Origin of the sequence: Nocardioides panaciterrulae (genome assembly GCF_013409645.1) — a bacterium.
Taxonomy (GTDB): Bacteria; Actinomycetota; Actinomycetes; order Propionibacteriales; family Nocardioidaceae; genus Nocardioides; species Nocardioides panaciterrulae.
Window position 1 is genome coordinate 2,486,074 of the sequence record NZ_JACCBG010000001.1, and the last position, 13,606, is coordinate 2,499,679.

At 73.2% G+C, this 13,606-nt stretch carries 16 protein-coding genes and 1 other RNA gene; 12 read left to right on the forward strand and 5 right to left on the reverse strand.

Annotated elements, in window-relative coordinates; all coding sequences use genetic code 11:
• Nucleotides 1-19 precede the first annotated feature (19 nt).
• On the reverse strand, nucleotides 20-793 hold the full coding sequence (locus tag BJZ21_RS11745; protein ID WP_179663918.1) for a methyltransferase domain-containing protein: 774 nt from the start codon (nucleotides 791-793) through the stop codon (nucleotides 20-22).
• Nucleotides 794-907: 114 nt separating this feature from the next.
• On the opposite strand from BJZ21_RS11745, the gene BJZ21_RS11750 reads away from it, so the two are divergent.
• From BJZ21_RS11750 to BJZ21_RS11790, 9 genes are all read left to right on the forward strand, one after another.
• Complete coding sequence (locus BJZ21_RS11750) at nucleotides 908-1,384, forward strand: VOC family protein (protein ID WP_179663919.1); 477 nt, start codon at nucleotides 908-910, stop codon at nucleotides 1,382-1,384.
• A gap of 75 nt (nucleotides 1,385-1,459) precedes the next feature.
• Nucleotides 1,460-1,981: a hypothetical protein gene (locus BJZ21_RS11755; RefSeq protein WP_179663920.1), complete on the forward strand. Its 522-nt coding sequence runs from the start codon at nucleotides 1,460-1,462 to the stop codon at nucleotides 1,979-1,981.
• A 77-nt stretch (nucleotides 1,982-2,058) separates the two neighbouring features.
• Nucleotides 2,059-2,568, forward strand: a complete 510-nt coding sequence (locus tag BJZ21_RS11760) for a hypothetical protein (protein WP_179663921.1) — start codon at nucleotides 2,059-2,061, stop codon at nucleotides 2,566-2,568.
• On the forward strand, nucleotides 2,565-2,888 hold the full coding sequence (locus BJZ21_RS11765; RefSeq protein ID WP_179663922.1) for a hypothetical protein: 324 nt from the start codon (nucleotides 2,565-2,567) through the stop codon (nucleotides 2,886-2,888). The genes BJZ21_RS11760 and BJZ21_RS11765 overlap by 4 nt, the downstream gene beginning before the upstream one ends.
• Nucleotides 2,885-4,804: an alpha/beta hydrolase gene (locus BJZ21_RS21765; protein ID WP_179663923.1), complete on the forward strand. Its 1,920-nt coding sequence runs from the start codon at nucleotides 2,885-2,887 to the stop codon at nucleotides 4,802-4,804. The genes BJZ21_RS11765 and BJZ21_RS21765 overlap by 4 nt, the downstream gene beginning before the upstream one ends.
• 124 nt (nucleotides 4,805-4,928) lie before the next feature.
• A complete protein-coding gene (gene panB, locus BJZ21_RS11775; protein WP_179663924.1) occupies nucleotides 4,929-5,798 on the forward strand; it encodes a 3-methyl-2-oxobutanoate hydroxymethyltransferase in 870 nt (289 codons plus the stop codon).
• A gap of 155 nt (nucleotides 5,799-5,953) precedes the next feature.
• Entirely contained in the window at nucleotides 5,954-6,253 is a 300-nt protein-coding gene (locus tag BJZ21_RS11780) for a hypothetical protein (RefSeq protein ID WP_179663925.1), read from the forward strand.
• Between the two features lie 47 nt (nucleotides 6,254-6,300).
• Nucleotides 6,301-7,503, forward strand: a complete 1,203-nt coding sequence (locus tag BJZ21_RS11785; RefSeq protein WP_179663926.1) for a PQQ-dependent sugar dehydrogenase — start codon at nucleotides 6,301-6,303, stop codon at nucleotides 7,501-7,503.
• 231 nt (nucleotides 7,504-7,734) lie between these two features.
• Complete coding sequence (locus BJZ21_RS11790) at nucleotides 7,735-8,799, forward strand: PQQ-dependent sugar dehydrogenase (RefSeq protein WP_179663927.1); 1,065 nt, start codon at nucleotides 7,735-7,737, stop codon at nucleotides 8,797-8,799.
• A gap of 43 nt (nucleotides 8,800-8,842) precedes the next feature.
• Here BJZ21_RS11790 and BJZ21_RS11795 read toward each other — a convergent pair whose 3' ends face one another.
• Nucleotides 8,843-9,058 carry a hypothetical protein gene (locus BJZ21_RS11795; protein WP_179663928.1) on the reverse strand — a complete coding sequence of 72 codons (216 nt, stop codon included), beginning with the start codon at nucleotides 9,056-9,058 and terminating at the stop codon, nucleotides 8,843-8,845.
• Nucleotides 9,059-9,132: 74 nt separating this feature from the next.
• Entirely contained in the window at nucleotides 9,133-9,354 is a 222-nt protein-coding gene (locus BJZ21_RS11800; protein ID WP_179663929.1) for an SPOR domain-containing protein, read from the reverse strand.
• Nucleotides 9,355-9,390: 36 nt separating this feature from the next.
• On the opposite strand from BJZ21_RS11800, the gene map reads away from it, so the two are divergent.
• A complete protein-coding gene (map, locus tag BJZ21_RS11805) occupies nucleotides 9,391-10,239 on the forward strand; it encodes a type I methionyl aminopeptidase (protein WP_179663930.1) in 849 nt (282 codons plus the stop codon).
• Nucleotides 10,240-10,810: 571 nt separating this feature from the next.
• Here map and BJZ21_RS11810 read toward each other — a convergent pair.
• Both BJZ21_RS11810 and BJZ21_RS11815 read right to left on the reverse strand, forming a co-directional pair.
• Nucleotides 10,811-11,242, reverse strand: coding sequence for a tetratricopeptide repeat protein (locus tag BJZ21_RS11810; RefSeq protein ID WP_179663931.1), 432 nt, complete (start codon nucleotides 11,240-11,242; stop codon nucleotides 10,811-10,813).
• Between the two features lie 12 nt (nucleotides 11,243-11,254).
• Nucleotides 11,255-11,803 (reverse strand): GNAT family N-acetyltransferase, encoded by a 549-nt coding sequence (locus tag BJZ21_RS11815; RefSeq protein ID WP_179663932.1) that lies wholly within the window; start codon nucleotides 11,801-11,803, stop codon nucleotides 11,255-11,257.
• A 59-nt stretch (nucleotides 11,804-11,862) separates the two neighbouring features.
• Between BJZ21_RS11815 and rnpB the strand changes: the two genes are divergently transcribed.
• Together rnpB and BJZ21_RS11825 are read left to right on the forward strand one after the other, a co-directional pair.
• Nucleotides 11,863-12,278, forward strand: an RNA gene (gene rnpB, locus BJZ21_RS11820) — RNase P RNA component class A.
• A gap of 109 nt (nucleotides 12,279-12,387) precedes the next feature.
• Nucleotides 12,388-13,410, forward strand: a complete 1,023-nt coding sequence (locus BJZ21_RS11825; protein WP_246299317.1) for a cytochrome c oxidase assembly protein — start codon at nucleotides 12,388-12,390, stop codon at nucleotides 13,408-13,410.
• The last annotated feature ends 196 nt before the right edge of the window (nucleotides 13,411-13,606 follow it).

The following is a 13,606-nucleotide window of genomic DNA, read 5'->3' on the forward strand; positions in this document are numbered from 1 at the left end:
CAGGCCGGTTCGAACCCGGTCAGACCCGGCCGGTCACCGCCCACGCGGTCGCGGTGACCTCGAACGGCCCCTGCGGAAGCCGCTCGGCACAGGCGCGACGAAGCTGCTCGCGTCGATCGGGCTCGAGGCCGGCCAGCCACTCACCGGCCGGCCCGACCCCCGCGGTGAACGGCGTCCACCAGTCCTCGAACGAGTCGTAGGGCACGCTCACGGTCAGCTCGGACTGCTCGACCTCGCGCAGCCCGGCCTGCTGCGCCAGCCGGATCAGCTGGCCCTCGCGGGCCCCGGCGTCGAAGTCCTGGCCGCCCGCGGTCGGCCACAGCTCGGTCACGACGCCCCAGAACGGGGTCAGCGGCCCCCGGCCGCTGCCGTGGTCCCACACGCACGCGGCGACCACGCCACCGGGCCGGGTGACCCGGCGCATCTCCCCCAGCCCGGCGACCGGGTCGGTCATGAAGTGCACCACCAGCTGGGCCAGTGCCGCGTCGAACCCGGTGTCCGGTCCGGCGTCGTCGTAGGGCAGCTGCTCGGCCCGGCCCTGGCGGACCTCGACGCCCGGCAGCCGCTGCCGGAGGGCCGCGACGAAGGGCGGTGACGGATCGATCGCTCGCACCGCGTCGGCGCCGAGCCGTTCGACGAGCACCGCGGTCAGCGCGCCCGGTCCGCAGCCCACGTCGAGCGCCCGCTGACCGGCCCGTACGCCGGCGAGATCCGCGAACTTCGGCGCCAGCCGCTCGGCGAACCGGCCCATGAAGCGGCCGTACGCGGCGCCGCTGACCTTCTCGAACCCCACCCCCGAACTGTACGACGCCCCGCGCCGCGAGGCGCCGATGAATCCGCCGACCCCGGGGGGTCTGCCCTGCAGGAGCCGACCGTCGGGGTCCGGCCGTGGACGAAGGAGCCGGCGATGAGCGCGATCAGCCCGTGCCTGTGGTTCGACGACGACCTGCTGGAGGCGATGGAGTTCTACACCAGCATCTTCCCGGACTCCCGGATCACCGGCGTGGCCCGCTACAGCGAGGCGGGGCCGGGCGAGCCGGGGACGGTGATGGCCGGCGAGTGGGTGCTCGACGGGCGGTCGTTCCGCGGCATCAACGGCGGCCCCATGCACGCCGGCTTCACCGAGACCGTCTCGTTCAGCGTGACCTGCACCGACCAGTCCGAGGTCGACTACTACTGGGAGAACCTCGTCGCGGGCGGCGAGGAGTCCATGTGCGGGTGGCTCAAGGACCGGTTCGGCCTGTCCTGGCAGATCGTCCCCGCGCGCCTCTACGAGCTGCTCGGCGACCCCGATCCCGCGCGGGCCGAGGCGGCTGCCCGGGCGATGCTCGGCATGCGCAAGCTCGTGGTCGCCGAGCTGGAGGCCGCCGCCGCCACCGCCTGAGCGCGAGCAGCGCGGCCGCCGCACCGAGGCGCGAACCGCGGGGCCAGGCACGCGCGATTGGGTAGGTTGCCCGGCATGAGGCTCGTGTCCCTCCTCCTGTGCGCCGCCGTCGCGACCAGCGCCTGCTCGGCCGACGACGCCCTCGGCTCGACGCCGGACGGGCACGCCCGCAGGCTGCAGACCGAGTTCCGCCAGGCCGCCGAGGACGTGCTCCCGCCGCTGGTCCAGGCGTTGGGCGGCACCCTCGACGCCATGCCGGCGTACTTCGTCGGGTGCCAGGTCGCCGGGTTGTGGCGCTACGTCGCGCAGGGCGAGGTGCACGACCCTGCGGGCGGCGCGACCCACCTCGCTTCGGCCAGCCGGGCGGTGCTCGAGGACCAGGGCTTCGAGGTCACCTCGGGCAAGGCCGGGATCGCGGGCACCCGCGGTCAGGTGAGGATCGTGGTCTCCCGGTTGCTGCGGTCCCGGAAGGTCGACTTCTCCATGGTCCGCATCGACTTCGTCCGGGCGGGCGACCAGTGCGAGAACTACTCCGACCACGATGACCGGTACGCCGAGCAGGCGACCCGGGCCGACTACGCCGACCTGGTCGGCTGAGGATCCCGGCCCGCGCGGTGGACTGAGCCTGGGGACAAGCGGATGTCCCGGGGCTCGAGACGCGGCATGATGCCCTCGTGACTCGGGGGCAACCAGAACCTGACCCGCTCGATGTGCTGCGCGGCCTGCGCCGGCGCCATCCCGACGTGGACGTCGTGGTGCTGCCCGAGCTGCCCGCGGCGGTCGACCCGTCCACGCCCGCCGAGGCGCAGGACCTCCTCGCGCGAGGGCGGTCCGCGCTGAGCCACGTCGAGGAGAGGTTGCGGCGCGAGCCGTCGGCGCGCGTGGAGCTCTGGTGGCGGCAGGACCGGCCCGACGTCCACCGGCTGGTCGTGCGCGAGAGCTTCCGCGACCTCGACCCGGACGACGCCGTACAGCTGCTGCGCGACCTCGGCGACGCGCTGCTCGACCACGGCTGGTCCGCCGGGCCGGCGACCGCTCCGGTGCCGGCCCTGGACGCCGCCTCGGCCGAGGGCGACCTCGAGGTCTCCGCGCGGGTCGTCGGCGGCGCCGTGGATGTCGAGCTCGTCTCGGCTCCCCTGCGCCTCGCCCGCGAGCAGCTTCCGGAGCTGGGGGCCCGTCGATGAGCATCAACGTCTGGTTCGGCGAGCTGGCGAGCGCCGGCCGGGTGTGGGACGACCAGGCCGAGACGCTCGGCGATGCCCGCAGGAGCCTGCTCAGCGCCGACACCTCCCTGCTCGGGCCCCGGGTCGCCGCCGCCGCGGACGAGTTCGTGACCCGGTGGTCCGAGCGGCTGGGGCAGCTGAGCGACGAGGCCGACGCCCACGCGGCTGCGCTCGCGCTGGCCCGCAGCCGCTTCCTGGTCACCGACCTCGACCAGGTGGGCAGCCTCCAGCAGCTGCTGCCCTGGACCGCCCGGTCCGCCGGCCCGGGAGGCATCTGGTGACCACCGTCCTCCTGCCACCCCACGTGCCTGCGTTCCCGGAGCTGGAGGCCGATCCCGGCGCCGCGGCGGTCACCGACTCGCTGCGCGCCACCGGCGTCGCCGTGAGCGACGCCGGCTCGGCGATCGAGGGCGGCGGAGCGCCGGCCGAGTGGACCGGCCGCACGGCCGAGGCCGCCCAGCACCAGATGACGCTCTTCGCCGAGGCGACCCGGGCGGCCGTGGCGGCGCTCGAGGTCGTCACGCTCGCCTGCGACCGGTACGTCGCCGCGGTCACCGCCCTGACCAGCGAGCGCGAGCACCTCGAGTCCGAGCGCGTCGAGCTCAACCGGTCGATCGACGACCTGGCCGGAGCGGTCCGGTCGGCCGAGGAGTCCGAAGCCGCCGGCCTCCAGGCGGACGCGGATCGGCTTGCGGCCCGGGCCCGGGACCTCGTACGACGCCTCGACGCCTGGCAGCGACACGTCAAGGAAGCCGAGGACCGGCTCATCGCGGCCTTCAGGTCGGTCGACACCGAGCGGGAGGCCGAGCAGCGCTCCCACGACCCGTCCGTCCCCGACCCCGACGCGCTGGTCCGGCAGCTCCAGGCGCTGGGCCACGACCCCCGGGCGGTCCACGCCTGGTGGAGCCACCTCTCCCCGGCCGAGCAGGAGGCGCTGAAGCTGCACAGCCCCGAGCTGGTCGGCAACACCAACGGCATCCCGTGCGGCGACCGGGACGACGCCAACCGCGGCTCCCTGCAGCACGACCTGGACCACCTGCACGCACTGCAGGAGGACGGCATCGCCCTCACCGATGCCCAGCACCGGATGCTCGAACGCGCGCAGGCCACGCGCGACGCGCTCGACCTCGGGCGGACCGCCACGGACCTCAACACCGGGAAGCCGGTCGTCACCCAGCTCCTGCTCTACCTGCCCGGCGCCTTCGGGGGCGATGGTGCCGGCGCGGTCAGCTTCGGCGACCCCGACACGGCGACCGACACCGCGGTGCTCGTGCCCGGACTGACCAACGACCTCTCCTCGATCGCCTCCCAGGGCCAGGACGCGCTGCACCTGTTCCAGAACGCGTCGAACCACCACGAGACCACCGCCGTGATCGCCTGGATGGGCTACGACGCCCCCAGCTGGGACCCGCAGCGGCTGTTCGACGTGCCCGGCGACGGGCTCGACGTCGGCGGCGTGACGCGTGAGGATCTCGCCGAGGACGGCGGCCACCGGCTCTCGGACTTCGTCGACGGGCTGCGTGTCACCGACCAGGGAGGCCGTTCCCACCTCACCGTCATCGGCCACAGCTACGGCTCGACCACGGCCGCCCACGCTGCGCACGACGGCCTGCACGCCGACTCGCTCACGTTGATCGGCAGTCCCGGCGCCGGCGGTGGCGTGCACGACGTGTCCGGGCTGCACATGCCGGCCGGCCACGTCTACGTCGGCTCGGCCGACAACGACGTCGTGACCTGGCTCGGGCGGGACGGGTCGCTCGGGATGGGGCAGGACCCGGCCCAGGCCGGCTTCGGCGCGACGCGGTTCGCCGTGGACCCCGGCCCCTCGTTCCACGCCGACGACCTGGGGCAGGGGATCCGCAACCACACCTCCTACTTCGACGATCCGAGCACCTCGCTGGACAACCTCGGCTCGATCGTGGCGGGAGACCAACCGACCGTGGTGGAGGGCCGGCACGAGCCGGCCAACGACCTGGCCCGCAACTGGGCCGAGCGCGAGGCGGCGTACCAGGCCCAGCAGGCCTACCACCACTACGCCGACCCGGTCGCGGACCACCTGGTCGAGGCCGGAGAGCACGCCCTCGACGGAGCCGTGGCGGCCGGCCAGGCGGCGTACGAGACCGGGCACGACGTGCTGGTCGGCGGGGCACACCTGATCACCGACCCGGTCGGCTCCTTCCAGGACCTGTGGCGCTGACCCGTCGCGCTCCCCCGGGTGACCATCGACACAGGGCCGCCACGCGGCCGCACGACTAGCGTGTGAGGCGGTCCGTGGACTCCAGCAGGGAGCCGCGAGATGACGTTTCGAGGAGTGCCCCGTCATGACTGACGTGAAGTCCGCCGAGCAGCCGGCGCCGTACGGCACCGGCCCCGCCGCCGCCGCCTCCGCCCCGCCGGTGAAGCGGGTGCGCACCCACCACCTGCGGGAGATGAAGCAGCGCGGTGAGAAGTTCACCATGCTGACGGCCTACGAGCAGTACGCCGCCCAGACCTTCGACGAGGCCGGCATCGACGTGCTGCTGGTCGGCGACTCGGCCAGCAACAACGTGTTCGCCAACGAGACCAGCCTGCCGGTGACCGTCGACGAGCTGATCCCCCTGGCCCGTGCGGTGAGCCGGTCGGTGCGCCGGGCGCTGGTGGTGGCCGACCTGCCGTTCGGCTCCTACCAGGCCTCCCCGGAGCAGGCCTACCTCACCGCGGTGCGGTTCATGAAGGAGGCGAACGCCCACGCGATCAAGCTCGAGGGCGGCCTGGAGATGGTGCCGCAGGTCCGCAAGCTCACCGAGGGTGGCATCCCGGTGATGGCGCACATCGGCTTCACCCCGCAGTCCGAGCACAACCTCGGCGGCTACCGGGTCCAGGGCCGCGGCGAGGCCGCCGCCCGAGTGGTCGAGGAGGCCCGCGGGATGGAGGCCGCCGGCGCGTTCGCCGTCGTGATGGAGATGGTGCCGGGCGACGTCGCCGCCGAGGTCACCAAGGCGGTCTCGATCCCGACGATCGGCATCGGCGCGGGCGTGGACTGCGACGGGCAGGTGCTGGTCTGGCAGGACGCGTTCGGGTTGCGCACCGGCCGGATGCCGCGGTTCGTCAAGCAGTACGCCGACCTGCGCGGCGTCCTGCTCGACGCCGCCCGGGCCTACGCCGACGACGTCCGCGCCGGCTCCTTCCCCGGCCCGGAGCACACCTTCTAGACCTGTCTCGCCAGCCCTGACCCGACGTCGCGGGAGGAGCCCTGACCGGTCCGACGTTGTCGGATCGTTATGGCGCGCCGGGCCCCGGGTGGCCGGCCGGGGGGGAAGCTCGCGGCATGCGGGGGATCACGCGTGGAACGACGGTCGTGTCGCTGGTGTCAGGACTGCTGTCGGGCTCGGCGCTGATGAGCGGCTGCTCGGGGGGCATCGTGGACTGTCAGTACGCCGCGTCGAGGGCGGACTACGCCTCGAGCTCGCAGGGCTACGACAGCCTCCACGAGGCCATCGACCACTACCGTCAGGGCAGCGACTCGGTCGAGGTCCGCGACCGGACCGACACCTCGGCGGTCGTGTTCACCATCGTCGACGGCCGTCCGGCCTCGAGGTACGAGCTGCACCACCGCGGCCGCCAGGGCTGGCTCGCCACGTCGGCGGCCAGTTGCAGCCCGTCCTGACCGCGCACCCCTGGCCAGCACCCGGCCGTCGCCGTACGGTGCCTCCCATGCGCTCGCTCTCGGCAACCCTGGCCGCAGCCGTCGTACTCGCCGTCCTGGCGCCGGCAGCGCCGTCGGAGGCGAACGCCCGGCCGGCCCCGGCGTACACGGTGCCGGTGTCGGCCGCCGTGGCCGCCGACGCTGCTCCCGTCCACGCCCGGCAGGTGCCCCGGCTGCACGTGATCCGGATGATCACCGGCCTCGACCACCCGTGGGACGTGCAGCCGATCGGGCACGGCCGGCTGCTCTACACCCAGCGCGACCGGGCGACGCTGTCGGTGTGGCAGCACGGGAGGAGCCACCGGGTCGCGTTCCCGAGCGACAAGGTGTGGGTGTCCGGGGAGACCGGCCTGATGTCGCTGGCGATCGACCCGTCCTTCGCCGGCACCGGCCGCTTCTACACCTGCCAGGGCGGCACCACGACGAACGGGCACGAGGTGCACGTGGTCGCGTGGCATCTCGACGACGCCGCCACCCGCGCGACGCGGGTCGGGGAGGTCATCGGCGGGTTCCCGGCCAGCAGCGGCCGGCACGGCGGCTGCCGGCTGCTCATCGCCCGCGACGGCTCCATGCTCGTCGGCACCGGAGATGCCGCGATCGGCACCAACCCCGAGAGCCTGCACTCCCTCGGCGGCAAGACCCTGCGCCTGGACCCGCAGACGGGGAAGCCGTGGCCGACCAACCCGTTCGTGCACGCGAAGAACCGGCACCAACGGTTCATCCAGACCTACGGGCACCGCAACGTCCAGGGCCTGGCCCAGCGCAGGGACGGCTCGCTGTGGTCGGTCGAGCAGGGCACCTACCGCGACGACGAGGTCAACAAGCTCAAGGACGGCGGGGACTACGGCTACAACCCGGTCCCCGGCTACAACGAGAGCGTCCCGATGACCGACCGGTCGCGGCCGGGCAAGCAGATCCGGGCCCGCTGGCGCTCCGGCGATCCCACGCTGGCCACCAGCGGCGCCACGTTCGTGCGCGGCAAGGCGTGGGGCGCGCTCGACGGGGCGCTCGCGGTCGGCGTACTGAAGGACGAGCGACTGCTGTTCCTCACCTTCGACCGCACGGGGCACCTGCGGAAGGTGCGCGCCCCGCGGGCGCTGCGGCGGTACGGCCGGCTGCGCTCGGTGACCGTCGCGCCCAACCACGACCTGCTGGTCACCACCGACAACGGCAACGGGAGCGACGCGATCCTGCGCGTCAGCCCCCGCTGAGCGGCCCCGCCCAGCGCCGGCCCAGCGTCACAGAGCCCGGATTTTGATGACGCCCGGTCCGGAGGACCCACCTACGGTCACGTCATGCGGGGGATCACGGCGGGATTGTGCGCCACACTGGCTCTGGTCCTGGTCGCGCTCGGCTCGCCACCGGCGACGTCGGCAGCGACGTCGGCAGCGGATCGGGGGCGCAACGCCGCCGAGCAGCCGGGGCACTCCGCCAGGAGGGGCGTGCCCGCCCTCCGGGTCCGCACCCTCGTCACCGGGCTGGACCACCCCTGGGACGTGCAACCGATCGGCGGAGGTCGGCTGCTCTACACGCAGCGGGACCGGGCCACGCTCTCGGTGTGGGACCACGGCCACCACCACCGCGTGAAGTTCCCGAGCGGGCAGGTGTGGGTCAAGGGACGCGCCGGCCTGATGTCGCTCGAGGTCGATCCGGACTTCGCGCACAACGGCCGCTTCTACACCTGCCAGGGCGGCTACACCCGCGGTGGCGGCCACCAGATCCACGTGCTCGCCTGGCACCTCGACGACCGTGCGACCCGGGCCCGCGAGGTCGGGGAGCTGCTCGGCGGCATCCCCGCCGACCCGCAGGCCCGCCACTCCGGCTGCCGGCTGCTGATCGTGCGCGACGGGTCCCTGCTGGTCGGGACCGGGGACGGCTACGTGGGCACCAACGCCGAGGACCTCACCTCCCTCGGCGGCAAGACCCTGAGGCTGAACCGGTTCACCGGCAGGCCCTGGCCCACCAACCCGTTCGTGCACGCCCGCGACCGCCACAAGCGCTACGTCCAGACCTATGGCCACCGCAACATCCAAGGCCTGGCCCAGCGCAGCGACGGATCCCTGTGGCAGGTCGAGCAGGGCACCTACGTCGACGACGAGGTGAACCGGCTGGTCAACGGCGGCGACTACGGCTTCAACCCGGTCAGCGCCCACGGGACGGCGTACAACGAGAACGCTCCGATGACCGACCCTTCGCTGCCGGGCAAGCAGGTGCAGGCCCGATGGCGCTCGGGGTCCCCCACGCTGGCGACGAGCGGCTGTCGCTTCGTGCGCGGCAGCAAGTGGGGAGCGCTGGACGGCACCCTCGCGGTCGCCGCGCTCAAGGCGAGCCGGGTGATCTTCCTGACCTTCGACGCTTCCGGGCATCTCCGCAAGGTGCGTGCCCCCGCGGCGCTCCAGCACGACGGCCGGCTGAGGTCGGTCACGGTCGCACCGAACAACGACCTGCTGATCACCACCGACAACGGCAACGGACAGGACGCCATCCTCAGGGTCAGTCCCCGCTGACCGAGCACTCGACCGGGACAGCCGGAGGCGTTGTGAGGCGGGGTCAGGCGCGCCAGCCCAGCCAGGCACCGCCGGCGCTGACCAGGGCGAACCACAGCACGACCGCGCCGAGCGCCACCCAGGGCAGCCGGCCGGGGTGCGGCGTCCACCAGCGGCAGGCCAGCACGAACAGCGCCACCCAGACCACGAGCAGCACCACCACGCCCCACCAGGGCGCGACCCGCCCCGACGCGGCGTACAGGAAGAGGGCCGCAGCCATCCCGGCCATGCCGACGAACGGCCATGGCGAGACGTCCGCGCGACCTCGGGGCGCGCGGCCGGGTCGCGCCACGCTCAGCCCTGGCCGGTCCAGCTGACGCCCCCGGTGCCGGGACCGCCCTCGACGTCCTTCCAGTCCGGGTCCTGCTCCCAGTCCTGGTTGCGCTGCTCGGCCTTCTGGAGCGCCTGCTCCGCCTCCTCGCGAGAGCCGTAGGGCCCCAGCCGGTCGATCGGCGGGCAGATGCCCTCGCCCTCCTCGACCCGGGAGTGCTTCACGCAGTACCAGTACTTGGCCATGCCTGAGCAAACCACAGCCACAACTACAGTGGCGCCGTGACTCCCGTGGCAGCAGCGACCATCTCTCCCCGCCGGCCGGTGCCGGCCCACATCCCGCACCCGGAGTACGTCGACCAGCCCGCGCCCGCGCGGTTCACCGGCAGCGAGGTCAAGGACGCCGGGACCATCGACCGGATGCGCGCCGCCTGTCGGCTGGCCGCGCAGGCCCGCGAGCTCGTCGGCTCCCATGTCGCCCCGGGCGTCACCACCGACGAGCTGGACCGGATCGGTCACGAGTTCCTCTGCGACCACGGCGCCTACCCCTCCACGCTCGGCTACCGCGGCTTCCCCAAGTCGCTGTGCTCCAGCGTCAACGAGGTGGTCTGCCACGGCATCCCCGACACTCGCCGCATCGAGGACGGCGACATCGTCAACATCGACATCACCGCCTACCTCGACGGGGTGCACGGCGACACCAACGCGACCTTCCTCGCCGGCGACGTCGACGAGGAGTCCCGGCTGCTCGTCGAGCGCACCCGCGAGGCCCTCGAGCGCGGCATCAGGGCGGTCAAGCCCGGCCGGCGGATCAGTGTGATCGGCCGGGTGATCGAGTCCTACGCCCGGCGGTTCGGGTACGGCGTGGTCCGTGAGTTCACCGGCCACGGGATCGGCACCGCCTTCCACAGCGGCCTGGTCGTCCCCCACTACGACACACCGGAGTACGACGACCTGATCGAGGTCGGCATGACCTTCACGATCGAGCCGATGCTGAACCTCGGCACCCATGAGTGGGTGATGTGGGACGACGACTGGACCGTCGTCACCCGCGACGGCAAGCGCAGCGCCCAGTTCGAGCACACCCTGCTGGTCACCCCGGACGGCGCCGAGGTGCTCACCCACCCTTGACCCTTGACCGGGTGGTTGCTCAGCCTCCACCCGCCCCTGCCCCCGGACCTGGACACCGAGCGTCCGACCTTCGGCTGCCAGGCGGGCCGGTGCCTCCGGTTGCCCCCTGCTGGCCCTTGGAGGCGGTCCGGGTGCGGATTGGCGACAGACCGCAGATCTCCGGGCGGTCCGGCTGCAGTCTGCCGACATTCGGTGAGCGGTCTGGACCAGATGGCCGGCGAGTCGGGTCGACCAGGGGGGCGGCGTCCGGTTGCGGATTGGCGACAGACCGCAGATCTCCGGGCGGTCCGGCTGCAGTCTGCCGACATTCGGTGAGCGGTCTGGACCAGATGGCCGGCGAGTCGGGTCGACCAGGGGGGCGGCGTCCGGTTGCGGATTGGCGACAGACCGCAGATCCCGGGGCGGTAAGGCTGCGGTCTGCCGACATTCGACGAGCGGTCTGGACCAGATGGCCGGCGAGGCGGGTCCGCCGGGTGGGCGGCGTGGGAGCCACCGGTGTCGGCTCGGCATCGGTGGCTGACTCACCGCCGGCGTGCGGGCGGGCCGTGCTGCGGCGGCGGGATCCCAGAGCTCACGCCAGGTCGTCGAAGGACCGCTCCCCGGTCTCGGCGAGCCGCCGCTCGACCCGCAGCACCGCGAGCTCGTGCTCGGGGTCGCCGCTCATCGCGGCGGCGAGCCGCAGGTGCGGCAGCGCCTCGGCCAGCCGGGACTGCCGCTCCAGGCTGCGGCCGAGCGCATGGCGCACCCAGTCGTCGTCGGGACGCTCCTCGACGAGGGCCGCGAGCTCCGCCTCGGCCGGGCCGAGCTGGGCGCGCAACAGGTAGGCCAACGCCCGCAGCGAGCGCAGGCCGGTGTTGCCGGGCTCCTCTGCCAGGGCGGGCTCGAGCACCTCGAGCGCCTCCCGCGGGGCGCGGCGCGCGAGCAGGTCATGGGCGGTGCGGTAGGCCGTCTCCGGGCCGCGCCCGGGGAAGATCAGCGGGGGTGCCTGCAGTTCGTCGTCCACGTCTGCCCTCCCTCAGGCGGCGGCCGGGCCGGCCGGCCGGTCGTGCAGGATCCGCTGGAACAGGAGGTGGTCCTGCCAGGCGCCCGCGATGAACAGGTACTGCGCGGCCGCGCCGTACTGCTCGAAGCCGCAGCGGCGCAGCACCGCCTGGGACGCCAGGTTGCCCACCAGCGTCCCGGCCTCGACCCGGTGCAGCCCCATCTCGCTCGCGCGACGCAGCGCGAAGCCCACCGCCGCGCCGGCCAGGCCACGGCCGAGGTACTGCCGGTCCACCCAGTAGCCGACCGAGGCGCTCTGGAAGACGCCGCGCACGATGTTGTTGAGGTTGACGCGGCCGACGACGACCTGGTCGTGCCACAGCAGCCACGGGTCCTGCAGCCCGAGCCGCGCGGACTCGAGCTTGGCGTCGGTGTCCCGGCGCTGCCCGGCCTCGGTGAAGAACTCCTCGCTGCGCCGCGGGTCCCAGGGGGCGAGGTGGTCGCGGTTGCGGGCGTACGCCGCGGCCAGCGCCGGCGCGTCGTCGCCGGCCAACGGACGGAGCTCGTACCCGGCTGGCAGCACCCGGCCAGACTAGTCGGGGACGGGCAACCGGGATGGTTGCCCTATCCTTGGGGTGCGGATGGGCTGGCCGGGCGACCGCGTCGTCTCCCTCGGGAGGCGCCGAGGAAGGTCCGGGCTCCACAGGGCGAGGTGGTGGGCAACACCCACCCGGGGTGACCCGCGGGACAGTGCCACAGAAAACAGACCGCCTCCCGGCTGAGCCTCGGCGAGGCAGGGCGGTAAGGGTGAAACGGTGGTGCAAGAGACCACCAGCGGCCCGGGCGACCGGGCCGGCTCGGCAAACCCCACCTGGAGCAAGGTCAAGAAGCTCCGCGCCTCCGGGCGCGGTGCGCGTGCACGTTCGAGGGCTGCCCGCCCGAGTGCACGGGTAGACCGCTGGAGGCTGTCGGCAACGGCAGCCGTAGATGGATGGTCGCCCCCGGGACGCCCGCAAGGGCCCCCGGGACAGAACCCGGCCTACAGGCCAGCCCGTCCGCACCACGTCCTCGCCGTCAGCGCGCGCGACGAGGTGACCTGGGTCGCATCACGGCCCACCCGGTAACGGCGCCGAGGACACGCGGCGTACCTTCGCAGGCGTGGACGGCATGGACGGCATGGCTGGCATGGGCGACGGCGCGGGCGCACTGCCCCCGCTGGACTGGGGCACCTTCTTCAGCACCTGGGAGCTGAAGCCGGTCTGGTTGGCCGTCGCCGTGGTGCTGCTGGGCGGCTACCTGGCCGGCCGCGTGGCCGCCGGGCCACGCTCGACGGTGCGCCGCTGGCGGGTCGTCACCTTCGGCCTCGGGGTCGTGCTGCTCTGGGTCTGCGTCGCCTCCGCGATCGGCACCTATGCGATGTCGCTGTTCTGGATGCACATGGTGCTGCACCTCTCGCTGATCATGGTGGTGCCCGCGCTGCTCGTCCTCGGGCACCCGCTGACGGTGCTGGTCGAGGCGTTCCCGGCGGACCGCCAGCCACGGGTACGGGCCGCGCTGCGGTCCTGGCCGGTCTCGGTGCTGACCCACCAGACCACCGGGCTGCTGCTCTACGCGGTGGTGATCATCGGCACGCACCTGACCGGGTTCATGGACCAGATGGCCCAGCACGCCTGGCTGATGACCGGCGAACAGGTGCTGTACGTCGGGGCCGGCTACCTCTTCCTGCTGCCGCTGCTCGGCGAGGAGCCGATCCGCGCGAACCCGTCGTACCTGCTGCGGGTGATGATCCTGGTGGTGGCGATGATCCCGGACACCGTGGTCGGCATCGTGCTGCTCCAGACCGACCACGTCCCGTTCCCGGTGATGATGTCGATGCACCCGGCCTGGGCTCCGGACCCGCTCACCGACACCCAGACCGCCGGCGCGCTGATGTGGGCGGCCGGCGACGGGCTGATGATGGCGATCGGCATCGGGCTGTGGATCAGCGTGCTGTCCTCCCCGTCCCGCCGGTCCCGGGTCGTCGGGACCTGGCTGGAGGGCGTGCGCCGCGCGACCCTGGTGGAGCACGTGGAGCAGAGCGGCGCCCAGCCGCTCAGCCGCGAGGACGCGGACCTGATCGACGCGGACAGCGACGAGGCGCTCGACGCCTACAACCGGATGCTCGCCCGGCTCCGCGACCAGGAGGCGTGACCGCCGCCCGCCGGGCTACGAGCTCCCGAGCACGGCCTTCGCGATCAGCAGCATGATCGCCAGCACCACCAGGGCGCCGACCATGAACATCACCTGGACCCAGATGCTGGACTCGGGGCGGGTCATCCGCATTCGTGCCACCTCTCTCGTACGTCGGGGATCGGGGCGGTACCCGACGTCCCGGATCGGATGCGCC

Bases quoted from the DNA above. Each gene is read 5' to 3' on its own strand.
- BJZ21_RS11750 (WP_179663919.1), top strand. From the start codon at position 908: ATGAGCGCGATCAGCCCGTGCCTGTGGTTCGACGACGACCTGCTGGAG.
- BJZ21_RS11755 (WP_179663920.1), top strand. From the start codon at position 1,460: ATGAGGCTCGTGTCCCTCCTCCTGTGCGCCGCCGTCGCGACCAGCGCC.
- BJZ21_RS11765 (WP_179663922.1), top strand. From the start codon at position 2,565: ATGAGCATCAACGTCTGGTTCGGCGAGCTGGCGAGCGCCGGCCGGGTG.
- panB (WP_179663924.1), top strand. From the start codon at position 4,929: ATGACTGACGTGAAGTCCGCCGAGCAGCCGGCGCCGTACGGCACCGGC.
- BJZ21_RS11785 (WP_179663926.1), top strand. From the start codon at position 6,301: ATGCGCTCGCTCTCGGCAACCCTGGCCGCAGCCGTCGTACTCGCCGTC.
- BJZ21_RS11795 (WP_179663928.1), bottom strand. From the start codon at position 9,058: ATGGCTGCGGCCCTCTTCCTGTACGCCGCGTCGGGGCGGGTCGCGCCC.
- BJZ21_RS11800 (WP_179663929.1), bottom strand. From the start codon at position 9,354: ATGGCCAAGTACTGGTACTGCGTGAAGCACTCCCGGGTCGAGGAGGGC.
- BJZ21_RS11825 (WP_246299317.1), top strand. From the start codon at position 12,388: ATGGACGGCATGGCTGGCATGGGCGACGGCGCGGGCGCACTGCCCCCG.